Below are 20110 nucleotides of genomic sequence, written 5' to 3'. Positions count from 1 at the left end.
CGTCATCAGGCCTGATTTCGGGCGCGGTTATTGCCGCGTGAGACCGAACTGGAACTGATGTGAAGGCGATGTCGCATCCCATTCCACCTGAACCGCCGCGGACGACACTTGCGGCGGTTTTGGCCGCGTTTCGGCGAGCGTTGGCGGGAATTGCATTGATGAGCGGCGTCGTCAATGTTCTGGCGCTGACCGGCTCGTTTTTCATGCTGCAGGTCTACGATCGCGTCATACCTGGCCGCAGCGTGCCGACGCTCGTCGGGCTCGCCGTGTTTGCCGGCACGCTTTTCGTCTTTCAGGGCGTTCTTGAACTCATCCGGTCGCGTTTGCTGGTGCGCATCGGAATGGCGCTGGACGCGCGCTTGAGCGGACAGGTCTATGCCGCCCTCATGCGTTTGCCGCTGCGCACCAAGCTCGCAGGCGACGGCCTTCAATCCTTGCGCGATCTTGACCAGGTGCGATCGTTCATGTCGAGCGCCGGTCCGACCGCGCTTTTTGACCTGCCGTGGATGCCGCTCTACCTCGCAATCTGCTTCCTGTTCCATTTCTGGATCGGCATGACGGCGCTGGCCGGCGTGGTCATTCTCTTCAGCCTGGCATTGCTTGCCGAAATTCGCACGAGAGAGCCCGCCAGAAAGGCAAACAGTCAAGCGGCAGCGCGCAATACACTTGCCGAAGCGACGCGCCGCAATGTCGAGGTTCTGCAGGCCATGGGCTTTGGCTCGCGCATTGCCGAGCGCTGGTCCAGCGTCAACGCCGATTATCTAAACACCAACGCAACGGCCAGCGACCTTGCCGGGACGCTCGCAACGATCGCGAAGATCCTGCGCATGATGCTGCAGTCGGGCATATTGGCGATCGGCGCGTATCTGGTCATTCATCAGGAGGCGACCGGCGGCATCATGATCGCCAGTTCGATCATGATGAGCCGGGCGCTCGCACCGATCGAACTGGCTATCGCCCACTGGAAGGGCTTCGTCACCGCCCGCCAGGCCTGGACCCGGCTGACCCAGCTTTTGGCCCTGCTTCCCGAAACTGCGATAAGTGTCTCGCTGCCTGCGCCGAGATCTGCTCTTTCGGTCGAAAGTATCAGTGTCACACCGCCGGGGGAGCACCGTGTGGTCGTGCAGGACGCCACCTTTGCACTGGAAAAGGGCGTCGGCCTCGGGATCGTCGGACCAAGCGCTTCGGGAAAATCATCGCTGGTTCGGGCAATTGCCGGCATATGGCTCCCAATCCGCGGAACCGTCAGGCTGGATGGCGCAACGCTCGACCAGTGGTCGCCGGAAGAGCTGGGCAGCCATGTCGGCTATCTGCCGCAGGATGTCCAACTGTTCGACGGCACCATTGCCGAGAATATCGCGCGCTTCGAACCGCAAGCGCCGTCGGACAAGATACTGGCGGCTGCGCGCGCGGCCGGCGTTCATGATCTCATCATCCACCTGCCGGAAGGCTACGAGACGCGCATCGGCGAGGCCGGGTCGGCGCTTTCGGCCGGCCAGAGACAGCGGGTGGCGCTTGCCCGGGCGCTCTATGGCGATCCGTTCCTCGTCATCCTCGACGAGCCTAACTCCAACCTCGATGCGGAAGGCGAGGCCGCGTTGACGGTGGCGATTCAAACTGTTCGCGCTCGAGGCGGTATTGCCATCGTGGTCGCACATCGGCCAAGCGCGCTTGCCAGCCTGGATCAGGTTCTTGTGATGGCGAACGGCCGTATCCAGGCCTTTGGTCCGAGGAATGAGATCTTGAGCAAGATCACCCGCCCAGCAGGCGTTCCCCTGAAGGTCGTTTCAGGGCTTGAGGAGTCGGCATCCTGATGGCGCAACGCACGATATTCGCAGCCGATCGCATTATTCGACGCTATCTGCTTGGCGGTGTCGCGACCTGCATCCTGCTGGTTGGCGGGGCGGGGAGTTTGGCCGCCGTCACCGAACTTTCCGGAGCCGTCATCGCTTCGGGAAAATTGGTCGTCGATTCCAGCGTCAAGAAAGTGCAGCATCCAACCGGCGGCGTGGTCGGTCAAATCCTCGTTCGAGAAGGCGATGCGGTAAAGGCGGGCCAGGTTTTGATCCGCCTCGATGAGACCATCACCCGGGCCAATCTGGCGATCGTCACCAAGAGCCTGGACGAATTCGAGGCGCGCCTGGCTCGCCTTGAGGCCGAACGCGACGGCAAAGCAAGCATCAGCTTTCCAGCTTCACTTGTATCACGCCAGGATGCCCGCGAGATTGGTCGGGCGATGGCCGGCGAGCAATCTCTGTTCGAATTTCGCCGACAGGCGCGCTCCGGTCAGAAGGCTCAGTTGGCAGAGCGCATTGCGCAGCTTGCCGAAGAAGTTTCCGGCTTGACCGAGCAAAGAGATGCCAAGAGCCAGGAAATCAAGTTGATCGGCTTTGAGCTCGAAGGCATGCGTAGCCTGTGGCAACGCAAGCTGGTTTCAATCGATCGCATAACTACGCTTGAACGCGATGCCGTGCGGCTTAAGGGCGAGCACGGGCAACTGACTGCGGCAATTGCGCAATCAAAGGGTCGTACCTCCGAAATCCGTTTGCAGATCATCCAGATCGACCAGGATTTGCGCAGCGAAGTGGCGAGCGAACTGCGTGACGTCCAGGCAAAGATCTCCGAATCCGTCGAGCGCAAGGTTTCGGCCGAAGATCAGCTCAAACGCATCGATATACGCAGTCCGCAGAACGGTGTCGTTCATCAGCTTGGCGTGCACACGGTCGGTGGCGTCATTTCTCCGGGCGAGCTCATCATGCTGATTGTCCCGGTGACTGACGACCTGACCGTCGAGGCGCGTGTGGCTCCGCAAGACATCGATCAATTGACGCCAGGACAAGGCGCGACCCTGCGGCTGTCGGCATTCAACCAGCAAACGACGCCGGAACTGAATGGTGCCGTCAGCAAGATTTCCGCCGATCTCAATGTCGATGAGAAAACCGGCACCGGCTTTTACACGGTGCATGTTGTTTTGCCGCGCACAGAGCTTAGCCGGCTCAAGGGCGTGGCCCTGGCGCCAGGCATGCCTGTCGAGGTGTTCTTTTCGACCGGCAACCGCACCATGCTGTCCTATCTCGTGAAACCTTTGGCGGATCAGATCCAGCGAGCTTTCAGGGAGGAGTAGGCTCTCTCGGCGAGCCGACGAGCTGAATTCCGGAACAAGGACGCGATTTTGCCGTTTCGCCTGAAACTGGAAGCGGTCCACATGTCCAAGTTGACGAATGAAGAGATCGAGGGGCGGCTCAATGCCCAGCGCGAGACTCTGGCGCTGGTCGTCGCGCTGCTTGCCGGCCTCGACGCCGCTGCCGAGCGAATATGGGCCGAGCTGGAGGCCCGTTTTCAATTCCAGAACAATCAGGAAGACCCCGGCGCCCTGCCAGGCAGCGCGTTCGCCATTGAGAGCGCGATGATGCGGGAGTTCAAGCTGATCTTCGAGGAAGCGCGGGCACGCAAGGCGGAATGGAACACTGACAAGCCGTCCACAAGAGGCGCCAGCTGAAAATCGCGAGCCCGATGAGTGCGACGCTGCACCAGGTTCGCTTCGCTGCGGAGTGGCCGGGGCCACGACGCCACTCCATGACGCCGGCTGGTTGCGAAAGGATGCCTGGAACAAATGGCTCCAGCAGCAATTTCTATTCGGGCCCCGGAAACATTCTGACTCCGGAAACATTTTTGGCATGCCGGTGTTAACTCACTGGGCGGGGCGCGAGGCGCTTACTTCTCTTTGAGGCAATGATGACCTTCGATAAGACATTGCAGATCGCCCACATCCGGCTGAATGGGACTGCGGCTAACCGTGACCGGCAGCTTGCCCGGTTGAAGTCCAGACGGCCTGGCGAACAGGCCTGAGCTGTGGCGAGTAACGGCACGACCCTTCCGACGGTTCTTATCACCGGCAGCAGCGGCTTCCTGGGGCAGGCGATCGCGCGAGGCTTGATTAACCGCTATCGCGTCATCGGCCTCGACGTCGCAAAACCGAAGCATGCCCCCGCCGGCATGGAGACGATCGAGATCGATCTCACCTCCGATGAGGGCGTGAGCAGGGCTGTGCAGGCGGCACGGGAGCGCAACGGCGGTCGCATCGCTTCGGTCGTCCATCTTGCCGCCTATTATGACACGACCGGCGAGGACAACCCGAAATATGACGCCGTCACCGTGCAGGGCACGCGCCGGCTCCTGAAGGCGCTGACCGCGGTCGAGACCGAACAGTTCGTGTTCTCCAGCACGCTTCTCGTCCATGCGCCAAGCCCGGGGAAGGGCGCGAAAATCAATGAGGACTCGCCGCTTGACCCGGCTTGGGCCTACCCAAAATCGAAAGCCGAAACCGAGGCGCTGATTTCGAGAGAGCGCGGCCAGATTAAGACGGTGATCCTGCGGCTCGCCGGCGTCTATGACGAAGACTGCCGGGCGGCCTTCATTGCCCAGCAGATCGCCCGGATCTTCGAGCGCTTGCCGACCGCCTATTTGTTCGCCGGCGATATCACCGCCGGCCAGCCCTATCTGCACAAGGACGATCTCGTCGATGCGGTGGTGCGCACCGTCGACCGGCGCGCCGAACTTCCGGCCGAGACCGTGCTTCTGATCGGCGAAGAAGACACACCGTCATACGAGGAGATGCAGAAGCGTATCGGCCGGCTTATCCATGGCGAGGACTGGCGCACCTTGGCGCTGCCGAAGCAGCTGACGAAGCTGGGCGCCTGGGTGCAGACGGAGGTGCTCGATCAGGACACCGACATCAAACCGTGGATGATCGAGAACTCGGACGATCATTACGAGATCGACGTCTCGCGGGCCAAAACTCTGCTGGGCTGGGCGCCCAGACACAATCTGCTGGACACATTGCCGGAGATGATCCGCCGGCTGAAGCAGGACCCCACGGACTGGTATGCGGCCAACAAGCTCGATCCGCCGGTTGTCGCGGCTTCGGACCCCGAAATCGAACAGGCCGAAAGGCGCCTCAAGGGACCGCTCGAACGAAGCAAGGAAGACGTCGAAGCCGCGATAAAACGGCATCTGTCCAAGACGCTCTGGGCGCCGATGACCAACGCTGCGCTTGGACTGTGGCTGGTCACCTCGCCAATGACAGTTGGCCTGTTCGATCCCGTCACAGCCGCGATACCTCCCGCTCTGGGGCACGCTGTCGCGGAGCCGCAAGTGCGCAACGCAGGCCTCGGCGTCAGCGAGATCGTTTCCGGCCTGCTGGTGACGGTCTTTGCGTTGATGGGCATGTCCCGACGCTGGCGTTGGGTGCAGTGGATCACTGCGTCGCTCGGAGTTTGGGTGATGCTGGCGCCGTTGCTGTTTTGGACGACCAGCGCCGCCGCCTATGCCATCGACACGCTCGTCGGCATGCTGATCGTCGCCTTTGCAGTGATGATCCCGCCGACCCCTGGCATCAGCCGCCGCGCGCTGGCGGCCGACGACGACATTCCGCTGGGCTGGACCTATTCGCCATCGACCTTCACGCAGCGGATTCCGATCGTGGCGCTGGCCTTCGTCGGCCTGTTCGTCTCGCGCTATCTCGCCGCCTTCCAGATGGGCCACGCGGATGGGCTGTGGGACCCGTTCTTCGGCCCCGGCGGCGCGCCGGTGCGCAACGGCAGCGAGGCGGTGGTGACGTCATGGGTCTCGAAGGGTTTCCCGATCGCCGATGCCGGGCTCGGCGCGCTTGCCTATTGCCTCGATATCCTCGCCGGCGCGATCGGCGACCGCCGGCGCTGGCGCACCATGCCGTGGATGGTGCTCCTCTTCGGGTTGCTGATCATTCCGCTCGGCGTGGTCAGCGTGTCCTTCATCATCATCCAGCCACCGCTGATTGGTGCGCTCTGCACGCTCTGCATCCTCCAGGCCGCCGTCACTGTGGTGCTGATCCCTTACTCGGTCGATGAGGTGCTGGCGACGATCCAGTATCTCTGGGGCGCCACGAGGGCAGGCGAGCCGTTCTGGCGTACCTTCTGGATGGGCGGACCGGCGCTGTCGGAGAACCAGACGCCTGGGGCTGACCTCGACCGCCCGATTTTCGAGGTGCTGAACGAATTTGTCACCGGCGGCGTCAACTTCCCGTGGACGCTGGTAGCAAGCACGCTGCTCGGCGCCTTGCTGATGACGACGCCATTGATCTTCGGCACGCAGCCACCGCTTTACTTCAGCGATCACGTCCTCGGCTGTCTCATTATCATGGTCGCAGTCACGGCCATGGCCGAAGTGGTGCGGCCGGTGCGCTTCCTCAATGTCGTGCTTGGTGCCTGGATCGCAGTATCCCCCTTCGTGCTTGCCGGCGGTGAACCCCAGGCGATCGTGGCGGACGTTGCGATCGGTCTGGCGCTGATCGTGCTCAGCCTGCCGCGCGGCACGCGCAGCGACCAGCATTATGGCGGTTGGGATCGAGCGATTGTCTGAGCAACTAGGCTTCAGCGCCTGGCGATCCGGGCCGTGACATCAGAGCGTCACGACGGTGCAGAATCTTTAATGGCGGAGGGACAGAGGGGCGCGCGAAGGATCACTACAGATCAGCATTTATCCTGAGCCGCTGCATTCTTCGGCTGATGTCACGGAAGGGCGATTCGCCACTGACGGGAATTATCGGCGTTCGCTGCCGATGCCGATCTGTCAAAATCACTGTGTCGAGGAATTAGATTTGTTCGCCGAGCAGGATCCTCGCGTCCTTGGCGGCGACGATGAACGCCTGGCGTGCGACCCTTGGCGGCTTTTCGCCGCGGATAACAGCAAGGCAGGCTGCCATTGCAGCCAGTCGCGTCTTGGAGGTTGGCGTCGGCCAGTCCCTCAGCAGCACTTCAGCCGCGTCGGAGACAGACAAAACGACCCTGTCGCGATCGATCCGACCGGGTTGAACGACAATCGGCTTTCTGAAACGTCTCGTGCGCACGGTACTCTCCAAAGCGAGGAGTATGTTAGCCGCGTCTGATCTTGTTCGCCACCTCAAATATTAATCGTTGCCGGACTTGCCGCTGTCCTGTCCATGGTAGGTTGATGGCATCTCCCCCACCCGCGCAGTTTGGCGTAATGCAGGTGACCGCCACGAAGGTGATCTGCCAGCCACAAAGGCTGTGAACGACCATGATCTATTTCACGGCCGACACACATTTCAGCGATCCTCGCATCCTGCGCATCGATCGCCGCCCATTCGGCTCGCTGGCCGAACACGATCGAGCGCTGATTTCGCTCTGGAACGAAACCGTCAGCCCGGCTGACGAGATCTGGCATCTCGGCGACTTTGCGAAGGGATCGGCCGAACTCGTTGCATCGCTCCTGTCGTCTCTTCATGGCGAGAAGCATCTGATTATCGGCAACAACGATGGCGCGGCGACCATAGAGGCTGCGGGTTGGGCCAGCACACAACATTATAAGGAACTGACGATAGACGGCAGGTTGCTGATCCTTTGCCACTATCCTTTTCGCACCTGGAATCAGATCGGCAAGAAATCAATCGATCTGCATGGCCATTCCCACGGCCGGCTGAGTCCGCTCACCCGCCAGTACGACGCCGGCGTCGACAGCTGGGATTTTCGCCCGGTCACCCTTTCCGCCATCCTTGCAAGCCGAGGGCGGCGGACGGTCAGCCGGGAAATTCAGCGCAAGTGATCCAAAACACGGATCACTCCGGCTGTTGCTGACATGTCGGTGAGTTTCGCCACTTGGTGCCCCTTCGAACCTGACGTCTATCCTCGTTGATCGTGCGCTCCGAAAAGTGCGCAGAAGACGGCGAGCCTGCCAAGCCGGCCTGAACGTTTCTGCCATCTGGTGCGTTCTCCCGGGGCAGAGCGCGTAGGGACCGCAACACCGGCACCCAATGCCATAACGAGGAAGCACCGGAAGGAGAGAGATGACCGAGCACAGAGGCACTCAGCCGAGCGAGCCAAAAGGCACCGTGATCGCATTCTCCGCGCCGGGCTGCGAGCCTCTCTACGCTCACGAGCGGGAAGCCATGGCTGCCGTCGCCCGCACGATTGCCACCCTCAAGGGGTTTGCCTTCCGGCAGGGTCTAGGCAGCAGCAGCGGCAATGGCGGGGGCTTGTACTTCGTGCCGGACGAGAGCTTGCTTGCTCCCGATGCGGCGCGGCTGGGTATCAAAGGGCCGCAAGACCTCTTCGGCGGCGTGGTGCCTTGGCGTTTCGCAACCACCAAGGCGATAACCCATGAACTGGTCGACGACTTGGCCAAGCGACCGAAGGAATGGTCAACCGGCTTCGGCAGAACTGTCAGCGCAGCAGTATTGCCTGGCTACACCGTGTTTTCGCGGCACGATGCGCTGCGAGCAGCGCAACGCCTGCTGAGGCTCGGGCTGGCCCGACTTAAGCCACCGCTTTCCTCGCGAGGCCAGGACCAGCACGTCGTTCGCACAGTCGCTGACGTCGAGAGACTGCTCGAGCGATACCGCTCGGCCGACCTGGGCGAGTGCGGTCTGGTGCTCGAAGCCGACCTTCGTGACGTCGTCACATTGAGTGTTGGCAGAACCGAGATCGACGAAGTCATGGTCGCCTACTACGGCACTCAAAGGACGACGACCGATAATGCGGGACAATCCGTTTATGGCGGGTCGGATCTCATTGTAGTGCGCGGCGGATGGCAAGCTCTCGAAGACCTTCAGCTTCCTCGCGCACTAGCTTTGGCAATTGTGCAGGCGAGGGCCTATGACGCGGCGATGGCTGAGTATCCTGGATTTTTCGCCTCGCGGCGCAACTACGACATCGGGCAGGGTGTCGATTCGTCGGGTACCTGGCGTTCCGGTGTGCTCGAGGCCAGCTGGCGCATTGGTGGCAGCAGTACTGCCGAGCTTGCGGCAATAAAAATTATGAAGCAGGACCCGGCCATCCAACTCGTGCGTGCGTCCGCAGTTAAGAAGTTCGGCAATACCAGCCGGCTACCGGTGGACGCGGACGTTCACTTTCAAGGAGAAGACCCCGATGAGGGTCCGATTACGCGCTATACCGTCGTCACGCATGCGACCCGGGAGCCGGCAACGAAAGCGGCCGATTAACATCGTAGGCTAATACGATCGTCTTGTACGGTGGACTTGCCTTGCGCGTCGATGGTCGCTGCACAACCCTGTGCCATTTTGCGCCGGTTTATAAGTGTCAAATTAAAAATCGCAAAACGCTTAGGACCAGGGAACATCCGTGGGCGGCTTGAGTTGTTCGGCATAACCCGAAAGCCAATCCCAAGGAGGAAAAAGTGATCGAGGTTATTTCTGCTCCTGAGAATGTCGCCGCATTTCGCGTTGCCGGTACCGTGACCGCGGAGGACTACGACAAAATCATCCCGGCCATCGAAGAGAAACTGAGAGAACATGAAGAGATCGGCATCCTGGCCGACCTAACTGATCTGGAAGATATGACGGGCGACGCCCTGCGCCGCGATCTGCAGTACGGCTTGAGCAAACTTGGCGAATTCCACCGCTTCCAGCGTGCCGCAGTCGTGTCCGACAAACAGTGGATCAAGGCAGCTACGCAGATGACGGGAGCGCTTTTCCCGCAGATCGAGGCGCGGGTGTTCCCGGCGGACGAAAAGACCCAGGCTCTGGAGTGGGTAGCACGCGTTCAATAGCGGTATCTAGGGGAGCGGCCATGCCAACCATCTACAACAAACGGCAGGATTCGGATGGTCTGTGGGAAGTCTATGACGAGGAGAGCGAGGAAGCCGTCATAGTTGACGGTTTGCCGCTTTCCGGTCTGGATGAAATTGAAGCCAACGAAGCCATCAGAAAACTCAAGCGGGGTGAGGTGACCTCCGACAACATTCCGCCGACGGCTCAGTCTGGCTGGCCTCCGACCAAAGACCGGATGTGATGGTGTTCAAGCTGTATTGACCCATCGTCGCTTTCGAACCGAGAGCGGACCGTTTCAGTTCCAAGATCCAGGGCCTCATGTTCAGAACCGCGCTGGCAGCAACGGCAACTGCGCTGAGCCCTGTTGCCTTTCAATCGGGCCCTGCCAAGACGCGCTCGCATCCCTGGAGGATCGCGGCAATCCGTGATGCCCTATCGCCGTAGAATTCCGATCAAGCCCTGGATCAGCGCGAGCGAGGTTGCAGGGGCTACATTTCCAGTGCATTCTTGCTGTCGTCCATGACCAAACAGTATCTTAACCACCAGTTGGAATGCCCTTATTGTCTGACAATAAGGCTGAGGATTCCGGCCGACGCCCGCCCTGAGGACCGGATCGTTTGCGATGACTGTGGCGAATTCCTGGGTACATGGGACGATCTGCTTACCGATTTTGAAAAGCAGGGCGGACAGGATGGAGCGTTCCGTCTCGACAAGGGCCGTATCAAGCGGATCGATTGAGCCGATTGCGCGGCGCGCTCTGATTGGGGCACGGACCCGAAAGGCCAGCGGCGCTGCTCCTCGACCCCTAAAGCGCGCCGCGTTTGACCGGCCTCATGCGACGCGCTTTAGGCTATGGTTTTATGCATGTCGTTATCGCAAAACCGCTGCACACTTTTGCGCGACATGCATTAGGTGTCGGAAAATTTCCAGCGGCTCGAATCATCAGGGAACTTGTTGCCGGCCGGCGGGGTTATCGGACGCCTTCCTCGTTAGGGAGGCTAGCTCCAACCCCAGCGGGAGACGACCATGCCAACTGCGAAGAAAGCCGCGAAAGCGACAACCAAGGGTCTTGAGGACCTGTTCCTCGACGGGCTCAAGGATCTTTACTACGCCGAAAAGAAAATACTGAGGGCCCTGCCGAAAATGGCGAAAGGTGCCGAGTCGGAAAAAGTGACTGCTGCCTTCGAAAAGCATCGTATGGAAACGGAAGCTCACGTCGATCGCCTCGAGGAGGTGTTCGAGAAATTTGGCAAGGCAGCACGCGGCAAGACCTGTCCGGCGATCGACGGCATCATTGAAGAAGGCTCGGAGATCCTCGAAGAATATGACGGTGCTCCTGCGCTCGATGCCGGACTGGTCGCAGCGGCGCAAGCCGTCGAGCATTACGAGATCGCCCGCTACGGCACTCTTGTCGCCTGGGCAGAACAGATGGGAAAGGACGATGTCGCCGCTCTTCTCAAAGCGACGCTCAAGGAAGAGGTCGCGACAGACGAAGCGCTGACGGGTCTAGGCGAGGGTGGTGTCAACGAACGTGCCCTTCAAGCGGCCGCGTAGGTCCATATGCCGACTTGTGGAGCCAGGCAAGGATCGCCGGGAGCTCTGCCCCGAAGATGCAGGGTATCGCGCCTTGTGTCCGAAATTGCTTGAACCGGCCTAACCGACTGGCAGTTGCAGGAAATTGACCTGCAACTGCCAATTCAAGGCGCAACGGGCCGCTGGGCAGGAATTGGAATCCCCGAAGACGCCAAGGAGTTCAAAGACACTGCGCACGTGTCAGGCGAAGAGAGCAGGATCATAGATCCCGTCTTGTGGATGGCTTTCCTGGGAACGGTTATCTTCATGCAGGCGCCGCCGGTCCCGACAGCCTGCTTGTGACGGCACGCGGTATCTCCCACGGGGGCAGCACGGCGTTTTTCACGGTGCTGGGCATGACCGTGGGGCGGGGCTTGTTCAATTGCCTCTCCTCGCAATCGGCGTCCTGAGGCACCAAAGATAGGGCTGTGGCAGCAGCGTATCGCCGGCTGTTTCATCATTGGCCTGGGCATTCGCATGGCCGCGGGTGGCGGAGCGACCCGTTAAGATAGCTACCCCACGCGGCTATCGTGCTCCTCCCTGCCTCACAGTCGCTAACCAAAGGCGGGCCGCTGCCCGCCTTCCCATGGTTCAGTTCTGTGCCGACTCGCCGCCGAGCTTTTTGACATTGCTGCAGAATTCAGGGTGGGTATTGGCGGCGTTGGCGTTTGCCATCTCCTCATTGCAGACTTTTGTCATTGCCGTGCGGTCCTCGTCCGTCAGCGCTTTCCACGCCTTCGTGAACTCGTCGTCAGACCGCAAGGTCTTCATGCTGGAGTCCGTGTAGAACGGCTCCATCTTTGCGGGGTCATCCAAGGCAGAAGTGCCTGTGTCGGTACCTGCCGCAAGAGAAACGCCGCTTACCATAGAAAGCGCCATCGCGCCTAAACAGATCATCTTGTAGTTCATGGCAAGACCCTTTCCATCATTTTAAGGTCGCTGATGAAAACGACCTGCTGGCAAACGGCGTGTTTCATAAAAGGTTCCTTTCTCACCTTCTGGCAGGGCGCTTGATCGGCGCTTTCTACAATCGGGATGTCCATCGTGTGTTCATCTAACTCTGGCCGCCGCCATTATCGCGACATGGTCTGGCGACAGCGTTAGAGGAGGTCAAGCACGAGCTGAATTCCGGAAATGACGCGATTTGCCGTTACACCTTGAAGCGGCGGCTCGCTGAACAAGAGCTATGCCTCGGTGCCGGGTGGATGGAACATCTGCCGACCCACGCCGTTGATATGCTCGTCAGGCGAAAGGGCTGCATATGTCAAAACTTCACGCGGTGACTCCAGAGCATTTGCAGCGGCTCAAGCTCGAGGCGTCTGCTTACTTTGGTCCGAAAGTGCTCCACGAAGCATTATTGCGTCTTTGCCAGGCTTGCGGAAGCGATAGCCTGGACCGGTTCGAGAAGACCATGGTCGATCAGATCGAGGCAATGCAAGATGAGAGGGCCGATTTCGAGACAATGAAGGAATTTGCCATCGAACAGCTTTACGCCTGCGTTCGCGAGGTCAGTTGTTCGCCGAAAATGAAACAGCCGCTGGAGGGAGCAGAAACCCGAAGGACGCCTGGTCGCTCCGAAGAGCCGAAAACCCTGGAAGACCAGTTGCAGGCCGGGCTTGAGGATTCTTTTCCCGCGAGCGACCCTCCTGCCGTCGTGTCCACAGCGATATCCGGCGGGGCGAAAAAGTTGGTTGGGACTGACGAAGTCCTGAAAAAGCAGCGAGAAGAGGCGGCTAAGAACAACGAGCGGTCATAGACGGCCCGCCCGCTGGACTTGCCGCGGAGCCGGCCATCGGGCGAACCGATGGCGAATTGAGTGGGCGGATCCCTGGCCATGCTCCAAGCCGCAACTGGAGTTCAGCCGCCCAAGCAGGGCGTGTGCGTTGCCCAATCGAGATTTTCCAGCGACTTATTTCGATGTCCGGAACGATCCAAACCTTCATGCATTTAGCTAGGTCTGCGTTCATCAACTCTTTCTTGCTGGGAGCTGGACCATTGTCCTCCAGGGGGTACGCCTTGGCCAACCGGGAAACGGATGAAGTTTCCATCGTTGACCTGATACCTGCCCTGCGAGCCTTTGCCCGCACCTTCTGCCGTGTTCCCGACGATGCCGACGACCTGGTCCAGGAGACATTGACCAAAGGGCTCGCCAACATCGACAAGTTCGAGCCCGGAACGCGTATGAAGTCATGGCTCTTCACCATCATGCGCAATACCTATTATACGCGCATCAAGGCCGCCGACAGGGAAAAGCCAGGCCTGCTTGACTGCGCCTCCGCAATTCCGATTACGGAAGCGACGCAGGAGTGGTCCGTTCAGAGCAAGGAAGTCTCTAACGCGGTCCAGAGGTTGCCGGAACATCAGCGCGAGGTCCTGATGCTGATCGGGGTTCTTGGCGTCAGCTATGAAGAAACTGCCGAAATATGCGGTTGCGCGGTGGGAACGGTAAAAAGCCGCCTTAACCGAGCGCGTGCCGGCGTGCTGGAATTCCTCGGCGAAAGTTCGTTGCAGACATTGGTGGAAAGACGCAATCACTTGCAAGAAGCACAGGGAAATTTCGCAGTCGACAGGCGTCGATAGCTAGAGCAACTCCAGGAAAAGTGTGTAGCGGCTTTCCCCGGAAAAGCGCATAGCGCTTTCCCTAGGGGATTGCGTAAAAACAAATATTTAGAGCGGTTCGGCGGTTTTGCCAAAAGCTGAACCGCTCTAGTCCTGTTTCTTTGCTTTGCACCGACGCTTCTCGACAAGCGCATTCTGCAGTTGAACCGCAAGGTTGGCCAGCCGGTCGGGGACCTTTTCCTGCTCGATAGCAGTCAGCAGAGATGCAATCTTCCGGTCTATTGCCAGCCGGAGTTTCGGGCTGATGCTATCGTCGCTCGAGCGAGACATAGTGTTCTCTTAACGAATCAGTCCCTTCACCAGTGTGGTGACGGCAATCAGAGTTTGCAAGGATTCGCGCGCCGTCCTCACAGTCAGCGCCATCCCTTGCACAGCCCGTCCCTTGCACAGCATTGTGTATCGAAGCTGCTGGTCTCGTCGGGGAAGCCTATGCTTTCCCCTCGGGTCCTCCCGGCACTATTGCCGGGTGCGCTCGACAATTCGACACTCGCGACCTCGACTGGCCACTGGTCATGATTGGCGTCTGCGGTTGCAGCAGTCAGTCTTAAGAGAGCCGATCTGCGGCGTGATACTGATCGGAGTTGATCCGATTGCCATCGAGCCGGCGTTTCTCGGTGTGCTGCTTCCTAGCCTCTGTTGGACAAAGCCGCGTTTCCTCGACCCTGTCCTTGGACAAATCGGTCATCGCGCCGGCGCCGGAGCCTTTACCCTGACGGCAGAGGTGATGTCTATTTTGCCGCCGGATGCCATCTAGTCCTCCTTCGGATTGTGGGCCCTCACAGGTGCCTTTTCTCTCTGACGCCCGAACAATCATTGGGCCGTAATGTTCCGTCGGATGCAGTAAGAAGAAAGGCATTTCCGTCCCACAGCCGGAACGGCCTCTCGCCGTCAACCACGACCTGCATGCCGTCGGCTTCGGCGAGGCGGTGAACATCGGCACGATCCAGCGCCGGCGATCCGCGATAGGAGTAATTCAGAAGTGCTGCCATGCCTGAAGGCTTCAGAACACGCGCAATTTCCTTGACGTACCGCTCCGCCAGCCCAGCCAGCACCAGGTAGGGGAAACTGTCGACAGCCAGCACGCAATCGAAGCTTGCGTTGCTGAAATCGGCAAGATCGAGACCAGAGGTCGGCCGCAGGTCCACATTGCGCAGCCCGGCACATCGCCGACGAGCGACCGAAATCATCTCTAAGGATATGTCGATGCCGACGATCCGGTGCGCTGCATCCGAGAGCGCGCTTTCGAAACGCCCGATGCCACAACCAATGTCCAGTATGTCCTGGTCGCGGCCGGTGAAGCCTTGCCCCTCCAACCATGCGACGATCTCGTTCGTGGCGGCGGTGAGTTTCTCCTCGTCTCCCAACGAAGACAGCTGAACGCTCGCCGCCGGGGAAATCGTCGCCGCGGCATCAAAGCCGGCGGCCAGCCGCCTGACGACCGCGGCGTCAGTTTCCGATTCATCGCGTTCGTGGCGGACGGCCGCACCTGTTTCGCGCAGCGTGGCGAAGATGTCAGGCCGGTGACGAAGCAGATCGGCGATCCCCTCCAGTCTGTCGCGTTTTCGAAGGTCGGCTGAACTCATATCCAGCGCCACATCGGCCAATTCTGCGGCATCGACCCCCGTCTCGAAGCGCAGCGCCAGTCTGGCAATGATGGCTTCGACGCAGGCGCCGTCGGCCACGCACTCCTCGAGCACCTTTCTTGCTGCCGACGCCGCCTGCGGCGATGGCTTTCGTCCGATCGTGCTCATCGAGCCATGCTCCGCGTCCAGACCTTTCGCATTGTCCATTGGTCGACGGCGCCCCAGCCATACTTGTAGTTCTCCTGGCCGCGCAGAAAATCGAACTCCCGCGCCCCTTCACGAGCCGCCTCGGCAATCGCGTGACCGATCAGGATTGCGCCGGGACTTTCCTCGGCATAGGCCGGATCAAAACCGCCAAGGTAGGCGTAGGCGCGGTGGCGATGATGAAATCCGTAATAGGCGCCGACAACAGCATCATCGATAGCAACAAGCCAGCATCGGACAAGACCCTGCGCGGCAAGCATGGGAAGCGCCTGCCGATGGAATTCTTCTGCAGCCGGATCGGCCAGAACGCCGTCGCCACGCCCGGCCCAACGCGCGCCGTGAAGGCGGACCAGGTGATCGAAAAACGCTTTGAGATCGGCCTGCGCCGGTATGATGGAGACGCAGCCGCGCCGGCGTGCGGCGTTGTGTGCGCGGCGCAACTGGCGTCTTCGCCGCGCCGGAACGCAGACCGCAAGCGCATCGTCGCCAGCGATCGGGAGCACGGGACAAGCGGCGTGGTCGACGGGTTGACCTGCCTCCAGCGCAGGGTGCGCGATAGTGAGACCGGCAGCACCGGCCGGCAGGTCCGGTAAAATCCATTGCGACCAATTGATCGCAACAACCCGGTCGGCGATGACGGCGGCGACAGCCGCTTCGATGCCGGGAAAACACAGGACATCCAGATAGTCGCTCAACGAAATCCCAACCGGAAGCAGTCGCGACCCGGAAGTTGCCTGTTCCAGGTAAAGCGGTGCCAATCCCACCAGATCGTCGCCTCGCCAGACAGCGATCGTCGCCAGCTCTCCGGGCGCGAATGCGCGCCACCACGGCACCAGCCAGGCAGGGCTTTGGAACGGCGTCGCTGTCCGGCTGTGCGCCCACAACTCCCACCAGCGCGGCGCCAGGGCCTCAAGGTCGGCCGGATCGTCGATGATCTCGGAGCGGAGCATGAAAACCGCTCACTGCACCGCCGCGAGGCGCCTGCGGCCGGCACCAAGTCCTGCCAGCGCTTGGTAGGCGTCCATGTAAGACGAAATCATTTGGTCGAGCGAAAAGCGCCGCCGCGCCTCGGCCCGGCATATCTCGGCATCCAGGCCGGATGCTGCGACGATGGCCTCCGCCATCTCATCGATGTCATTGACCAGAAAGCCCGTCCTGCCGTGTTCGACCACATCCGGCAGCGCGCCGTTTGGAAAGGCGACAACCGGCGTGCCGCAGGCGAGAGCCTCCATCGCGACAAGCGAGCTGGTTTCCGCGGCGAGGCTGGGAATGACGAGGCAGCGGGCGGCGTTGAGAAAGCGCCGTTTGGCCGTGAAGCCGAGCGGACCGAGGAAGCGGCGCCGCTTGTCGAGGCGCGGCTGGACTTCGTCACGGAAGTAAAGCGTGTGGGTTTGGTAGGGATAGACCTTGCCGCCGATGACCAGCGGCACGCCAGCCTGTTTGGCCGCGTCCAGTGCCAGGTGGATGCCTTTTTCCGGACAGATGCGGCTGAGCACCAGCGCGAAGTTGCGCTTGGACTGCCGACCGCTCAGCGCGTCGAAATCGACGCCGTTTGGAATGGCTGCAACCAGCCTGGCACCCGGCGGCGCGGTCCTCTGTTGAGCCATCGAGACGGCGTGAAGCCATAGATCGTCGCGGATCGGGCGCAAATCGTCGGCCGGATACCAGTCGAGCGGCAGGTGCAGGCTTACAAGTGTAGCGCCATCGTCAGGCAGATAGGCATTAAAATCGATGCCGTGCAGATGAACCACGTCGATTGGCCAACGGGCGCGTGCAACGTCTATCGCGACGCGGTGGGAGCGCTGTGCCCGTTTTTTCGCCGCATCGTCGAGCACCCCCGGTTCGGCAGGTGTCTCGATGAGGACGCCCGCCGCTTCGGAGCCCTGGCAACCGATCACGATGGAAGCGTGTCCGGCGCGCACGAGTGCCTGGTCGAGCATCGACAGCACCTGCTCGGCACCGCCAACCGCATCCGGGCCGACTGGCGCGAGAGGGTAGGCGACGTTCAGGACGGTGAGGGTCATGGTCGGTCGAGCCCAAGCTCCTCATGCGCAGCGGCCGCGGCGTGAAGCCAAACCGCCGGCTCGAAGCCGAGCGGCAGCGCCTCGTAATAAAGCCTGCCGTTGTTCGGCAGCGCCAGGAAATCATATGCAGGCGCCACCCGGAAACGTTCGACGCGCGCCGTGAACGGCGCCAGCGTCCGTTGCTGAGTCCGGTGGCAGGCCAGCATGCACTGCTTCCGTTCGAAAGCCGCTTCCGTAAGGTGCAATTCGATGCACTCGCTGTCGGAATGGCTATTGAAATCCTGAAGGACCGCACCATCAGGTCCGGCGGAATAGAACGCCATTTCGACGATGGCCGGCGCCTGGCGTCCGTCGCGGCGCAGCAAATGGCAGGCCGCATGGACGGCAAAGGCGGTCGCGTCATGGTCGGGGTGACCACCTTCATAAGGATGCGTACAGACGAAGCTGATATCGCGATCGGCAAGAAGGCCGGTCAACTCCCGTGCGAGCGAGCCAAGATTTCCGGCGGCTTGCTTGTCGGGATGGCCGAGGCTGAGCAGGGCCGTCGACGGCAATCCCGCTGCTGCCAGCGCCGTCTCCAACTCCCTATGGCGGGCCTCGGCATAGTCCTGCCACGTCTCGAAGCCGTATGCTCGCGCGTCTTCAAGGTCTCGCGGCGCGCCATCGGTGACATGAACGATGCGAGATCCACGCAAGCCGGCAAGATGCCCGCCGATGCCGATGGTCTCGTCGTCCGGATGCGCGACAACGATCATGATCTCAGCACCGTCAGAGCAGTGCGGAGCAGCACCTAGCAATAAGGCCGCGAATTCGGCAAGCTGTCCGGACCTGTCAGGTGCGTGTTGCATGGCACATTCATGCTGCCGAAGCACGCACCGCTCTGACCGGCGAGGCAGCCATGGCTGGAGCGTAGCGGCGGGTCATCGTCGCGCAAAACTCCGCAAATTCCTCCGGCACCAGCGGCGGACTGGTGTGATGCGGCATCACTCCACGGTGCTCCGGAGTAAAGCAGAAGGTGATGGTCACGTCGAAATCGGCAAGTGCTTCCATCTGCCGGTCGTACCAATCCAGCGCATTCGGCCTGAAACTGTCGGCCCAGGAAAGCCCGGTCCGCAGATTGGTGACGCCCAGCCGTTTCATCCAGGCGACGGCGTCGTCCAGCCGGGGATCTTCAAAGTGGAACCATTGCACCAGTCCCATCTCGGGTGCGTAACGCAGGAATTCCTCGAGCGCGGGTTTGGGCGTGCCGTCTTCGCGTAGCAGGCCCATGTAGAAGTGGCGATAGTAGGAGGAGCCTTCGGCCTCGCGGTGACGCGTCGTTGCACCCCATTCGCGCGGAAGATCGTAGAGACTGTACCATTGCACGCGCGAGGCATTCCCGAGCAGCAGTTCGGCGCTCCTGCGCAAACCCCAGATCTGCACCTCCTCCGCCCCGAAGCTCGACACACCAACTTCGCTGACCCATACGGGAAGATCAGTGACGGTCGAAATCTCGCCGATCTTCTGGGGCCATTCCTGAATCTGCCAGAGATTCCAGTCGAGTGGGAAGCCATGCACACCGACGGCATCGACATGATCGAGCACCCCGTATTGCTTCATGAGCGCCATGAAATCGGCATCGATCGGCGAAATGCCCCCCAGGATCTTGGTCACGGCGGGGTTTGCCGATGCGATCGCATCGGAGGCCAGTATTGCCATGTCGGCGAAGCGGCTCCAGTCGGGGTCGAGTTCGGGATCCCAATGGGATTTGTTGTTCGGCTCGTTCCAGATCATCGCGGCTTCAATCATGAAGTGGTCCTTTCGACGGGTAGACGGCGCCGCCGCCGGCCGGCTCACCGGCGGCGCGGCAGAAATAAACCTCTTGCTCCGGGTGCAGCACGATCTCGAAGCCGGCGCTGCGCAGCATCGCTTCGGTGCAGGCGCGATTGGGAATCCACCAGTTGGTCGGGTCGTCGGCATAGCGATGCTCGACGAAATGCAGCTTCGGAAACTCCGGCCGGTCGAACAGATCGTGGGTCCAGAAAGGATAATTCTCGTCGAGTGCAGGCAGTTCGATGCTGCCGCGCTGCATGGACTGGAAGATCATCAGGTCGCCGGCAACGTGCTGCCGGATCAGATCGAGAGCGAGCAGGGGGTGGCGCAGGTGATAAAGCACGCCCATGAACAGGACGATGTCGAATTTCTCCCGCAGGGCGCCGACGTCGTAGACCGACAGCTGCTGGAATTCGATGTCGCAGTCCGCGATTTCGGCGGCGAAGCGCGCCTGCGCGAGATAGGCTTCATCGAAATCGATGCCGAGGACGCGGCCGGCGCCGCGTCGCTTCATCTCGATCGAGTAGAAGCCGGCGTTGCAGCCTATGTCGAGCACGGCCTTGCCGGACAGATCGGCAGGAATGGCGTCGGCGAACTTGCGCCATTTGATCAGCGGGTAGTTGCCGAGGAAATGGTCGGGGGCGGTTTCGACGCCCGCCAACTCCATGTTGTGGAACCACGGGCCAAGGGCATCGATGCGGCGGCGGATTTCGGCGTTCGAACGCAGCATG

The 20110-nt window shown here is 60.9% G+C and carries 21 protein-coding genes; 13 read left to right on the top strand and 8 right to left on the bottom strand.

The window, feature by feature from the left end; translation table 11 throughout:
• The first annotated feature begins 68 nt into the window (after positions 1–68).
• From NMG80_RS01535 to NMG80_RS01520, 4 genes are all read left to right on the top strand, one after another.
• A complete protein-coding gene (locus NMG80_RS01535) occupies positions 69–1814 on the top strand; it encodes a type I secretion system permease/ATPase (RefSeq protein WP_254016550.1) in 1746 nt (581 codons plus the stop codon).
• Positions 1814–3124: an HlyD family type I secretion periplasmic adaptor subunit gene (locus tag NMG80_RS01530; RefSeq protein WP_254016502.1), complete on the top strand. Its 1311-nt coding sequence runs from the start codon at positions 1814–1816 to the stop codon at positions 3122–3124. Before NMG80_RS01535 ends, NMG80_RS01530 begins: the two co-directional genes overlap by 1 nt.
• 81 nt (positions 3125–3205) lie before the next feature.
• Complete coding sequence (locus NMG80_RS01525) at positions 3206–3499, top strand: hypothetical protein (protein WP_254016501.1); 294 nt, start codon at positions 3206–3208, stop codon at positions 3497–3499.
• 353 nt (positions 3500–3852) lie between these two features.
• Entirely contained in the window at positions 3853–6399 is a 2547-nt protein-coding gene (locus NMG80_RS01520) for an NAD-dependent epimerase/dehydratase family protein (protein ID WP_254016500.1), read from the top strand.
• Positions 6400–6631: 232 nt separating this feature from the next.
• On the opposite strand, the gene NMG80_RS01515 is transcribed toward NMG80_RS01520, so the two are convergent.
• On the bottom strand, positions 6632–6886 hold the full coding sequence (locus NMG80_RS01515; RefSeq protein WP_254016499.1) for a DUF982 domain-containing protein: 255 nt from the start codon (positions 6884–6886) through the stop codon (positions 6632–6634).
• A 191-nt stretch (positions 6887–7077) separates the two neighbouring features.
• Here NMG80_RS01515 and NMG80_RS01510 point away from each other — a divergent pair, with 191 nt between their 5' ends.
• The 6 genes from NMG80_RS01510 (at position 7078) to NMG80_RS01485 (ending at position 11119) form a co-directional block, all read left to right on the top strand.
• Complete coding sequence (locus NMG80_RS01510) at positions 7078–7602, top strand: metallophosphoesterase family protein (RefSeq protein ID WP_254016498.1); 525 nt, start codon at positions 7078–7080, stop codon at positions 7600–7602.
• A gap of 241 nt (positions 7603–7843) precedes the next feature.
• Positions 7844–8998: a DUF3182 family protein gene (locus tag NMG80_RS01505; RefSeq protein WP_254016497.1), complete on the top strand. Its 1155-nt coding sequence runs from the start codon at positions 7844–7846 to the stop codon at positions 8996–8998.
• 194 nt (positions 8999–9192) lie between these two features.
• Positions 9193–9564, top strand: coding sequence for a SpoIIAA family protein (locus NMG80_RS01500; RefSeq protein ID WP_254016496.1), 372 nt, complete (start codon positions 9193–9195; stop codon positions 9562–9564).
• 20 nt (positions 9565–9584) lie between these two features.
• Positions 9585–9806, top strand: coding sequence for a hypothetical protein (locus NMG80_RS01495; RefSeq protein ID WP_254016495.1), 222 nt, complete (start codon positions 9585–9587; stop codon positions 9804–9806).
• Positions 9807–10084: 278 nt separating this feature from the next.
• Positions 10085–10303 carry a hypothetical protein gene (locus tag NMG80_RS01490; protein WP_254016494.1) on the top strand — a complete coding sequence of 73 codons (219 nt, stop codon included), beginning with the start codon at positions 10085–10087 and terminating at the stop codon, positions 10301–10303.
• A 288-nt stretch (positions 10304–10591) separates the two neighbouring features.
• Positions 10592–11119: a YciE/YciF ferroxidase family protein gene (locus tag NMG80_RS01485; RefSeq protein WP_254016493.1), complete on the top strand. Its 528-nt coding sequence runs from the start codon at positions 10592–10594 to the stop codon at positions 11117–11119.
• A 609-nt stretch (positions 11120–11728) separates the two neighbouring features.
• Here NMG80_RS01485 and NMG80_RS01480 read toward each other — a convergent pair.
• A complete protein-coding gene (locus tag NMG80_RS01480; protein WP_254016492.1) occupies positions 11729–12046 on the bottom strand; it encodes a hypothetical protein in 318 nt (105 codons plus the stop codon).
• A gap of 352 nt (positions 12047–12398) precedes the next feature.
• On the opposite strand from NMG80_RS01480, the gene NMG80_RS01475 reads away from it, so the two are divergent.
• The 3 genes from NMG80_RS01475 to NMG80_RS01465 all read left to right on the top strand — a co-directional run bounded on the left by NMG80_RS01475 (position 12399) and on the right by NMG80_RS01465 (position 14510).
• Complete coding sequence (locus NMG80_RS01475; protein WP_254016491.1) at positions 12399–12893, top strand: hypothetical protein; 495 nt, start codon at positions 12399–12401, stop codon at positions 12891–12893.
• Between the two features lie 260 nt (positions 12894–13153).
• Positions 13154–13717, top strand: a complete 564-nt coding sequence (locus NMG80_RS01470) for a sigma-70 family RNA polymerase sigma factor (protein ID WP_254016490.1) — start codon at positions 13154–13156, stop codon at positions 13715–13717.
• Between the two features lie 568 nt (positions 13718–14285).
• Complete coding sequence (locus NMG80_RS01465; protein WP_254016489.1) at positions 14286–14510, top strand: hypothetical protein; 225 nt, start codon at positions 14286–14288, stop codon at positions 14508–14510.
• Positions 14511–14532: 22 nt separating this feature from the next.
• On the opposite strand, the gene NMG80_RS01460 is transcribed toward NMG80_RS01465, so the two are convergent.
• The 6 genes from NMG80_RS01460 to NMG80_RS01435 form a co-directional block, all read right to left on the bottom strand.
• Entirely contained in the window at positions 14533–15351 is an 819-nt protein-coding gene (locus tag NMG80_RS01460) for a class I SAM-dependent methyltransferase (RefSeq protein ID WP_254016549.1), read from the bottom strand.
• A 152-nt stretch (positions 15352–15503) separates the two neighbouring features.
• Complete coding sequence (locus NMG80_RS01455; protein WP_254016488.1) at positions 15504–16493, bottom strand: GNAT family N-acetyltransferase; 990 nt, start codon at positions 16491–16493, stop codon at positions 15504–15506.
• Positions 16494–16502: 9 nt separating this feature from the next.
• The gene (locus NMG80_RS01450; protein ID WP_254016487.1) at positions 16503–17567 is read right to left on the bottom strand and encodes a glycosyltransferase; all 1065 of its coding nucleotides are present in this window, start codon (positions 17565–17567) and stop codon (positions 16503–16505) included.
• Positions 17564–18322 (bottom strand): PIG-L deacetylase family protein, encoded by a 759-nt coding sequence (locus NMG80_RS01445; RefSeq protein ID WP_254016486.1) that lies wholly within the window; start codon positions 18320–18322, stop codon positions 17564–17566. The genes NMG80_RS01450 and NMG80_RS01445 overlap by 4 nt, the downstream gene beginning before the upstream one ends.
• 100 nt (positions 18323–18422) lie before the next feature.
• Positions 18423–19355, bottom strand: coding sequence for a glycoside hydrolase 5 family protein (locus tag NMG80_RS01440; protein ID WP_254016485.1), 933 nt, complete (start codon positions 19353–19355; stop codon positions 18423–18425).
• Complete coding sequence (locus NMG80_RS01435) at positions 19348–20109, bottom strand: TIGR04290 family methyltransferase (RefSeq protein WP_254016484.1); 762 nt, start codon at positions 20107–20109, stop codon at positions 19348–19350. The genes NMG80_RS01440 and NMG80_RS01435 overlap by 8 nt, the downstream gene beginning before the upstream one ends.
• Position 20110: the final 1 nt, after the last annotated feature.

This window comes from Mesorhizobium escarrei, assembly GCF_935825525.1.
Lineage (GTDB): Bacteria > Pseudomonadota > Alphaproteobacteria > Rhizobiales > Rhizobiaceae > Mesorhizobium > Mesorhizobium escarrei.
This window is presented reverse-complemented; position numbering and strand designations above follow the sequence as displayed.

What these genes read in the sequence shown, in the direction of transcription:
- NMG80_RS01525 (WP_254016501.1), top strand. Translation starts at nt 3,206, where the DNA reads ATGTCCAAGTTGACGAATGAAGAGATCGAGGGGCGGCTCAATGCCCAG.
- NMG80_RS01445 (WP_254016486.1), bottom strand. Translation starts at nt 18,322, where the DNA reads ATGATCGTTGTCGCGCATCCGGACGACGAGACCATCGGCATCGGCGGG.
- NMG80_RS01505 (WP_254016497.1), top strand. Translation starts at nt 7,844, where the DNA reads ATGACCGAGCACAGAGGCACTCAGCCGAGCGAGCCAAAAGGCACCGTG.
- NMG80_RS01450 (WP_254016487.1), bottom strand. Translation starts at nt 17,567, where the DNA reads ATGACCCTCACCGTCCTGAACGTCGCCTACCCTCTCGCGCCAGTCGGC.
- NMG80_RS01510 (WP_254016498.1), top strand. Translation starts at nt 7,078, where the DNA reads ATGATCTATTTCACGGCCGACACACATTTCAGCGATCCTCGCATCCTG.
- NMG80_RS01455 (WP_254016488.1), bottom strand. Translation starts at nt 16,493, where the DNA reads ATGCTCCGCTCCGAGATCATCGACGATCCGGCCGACCTTGAGGCCCTG.
- NMG80_RS01480 (WP_254016492.1), bottom strand. Translation starts at nt 12,046, where the DNA reads ATGAACTACAAGATGATCTGTTTAGGCGCGATGGCGCTTTCTATGGTA.
- NMG80_RS01495 (WP_254016495.1), top strand. Translation starts at nt 9,585, where the DNA reads ATGCCAACCATCTACAACAAACGGCAGGATTCGGATGGTCTGTGGGAA.
- NMG80_RS01490 (WP_254016494.1), top strand. Translation starts at nt 10,085, where the DNA reads ATGACCAAACAGTATCTTAACCACCAGTTGGAATGCCCTTATTGTCTG.
- NMG80_RS01440 (WP_254016485.1), bottom strand. Translation starts at nt 19,355, where the DNA reads ATGATTGAAGCCGCGATGATCTGGAACGAGCCGAACAACAAATCCCAT.
- NMG80_RS01535 (WP_254016550.1), top strand. Translation starts at nt 69, where the DNA reads ATGTCGCATCCCATTCCACCTGAACCGCCGCGGACGACACTTGCGGCG.
- NMG80_RS01485 (WP_254016493.1), top strand. Translation starts at nt 10,592, where the DNA reads ATGCCAACTGCGAAGAAAGCCGCGAAAGCGACAACCAAGGGTCTTGAG.
- NMG80_RS01475 (WP_254016491.1), top strand. Translation starts at nt 12,399, where the DNA reads ATGTCAAAACTTCACGCGGTGACTCCAGAGCATTTGCAGCGGCTCAAG.
- NMG80_RS01530 (WP_254016502.1), top strand. Translation starts at nt 1,814, where the DNA reads ATGGCGCAACGCACGATATTCGCAGCCGATCGCATTATTCGACGCTAT.
- NMG80_RS01435 (WP_254016484.1), bottom strand. Translation starts at nt 20,109, where the DNA reads ATGCTGCGTTCGAACGCCGAAATCCGCCGCCGCATCGATGCCCTTGGC.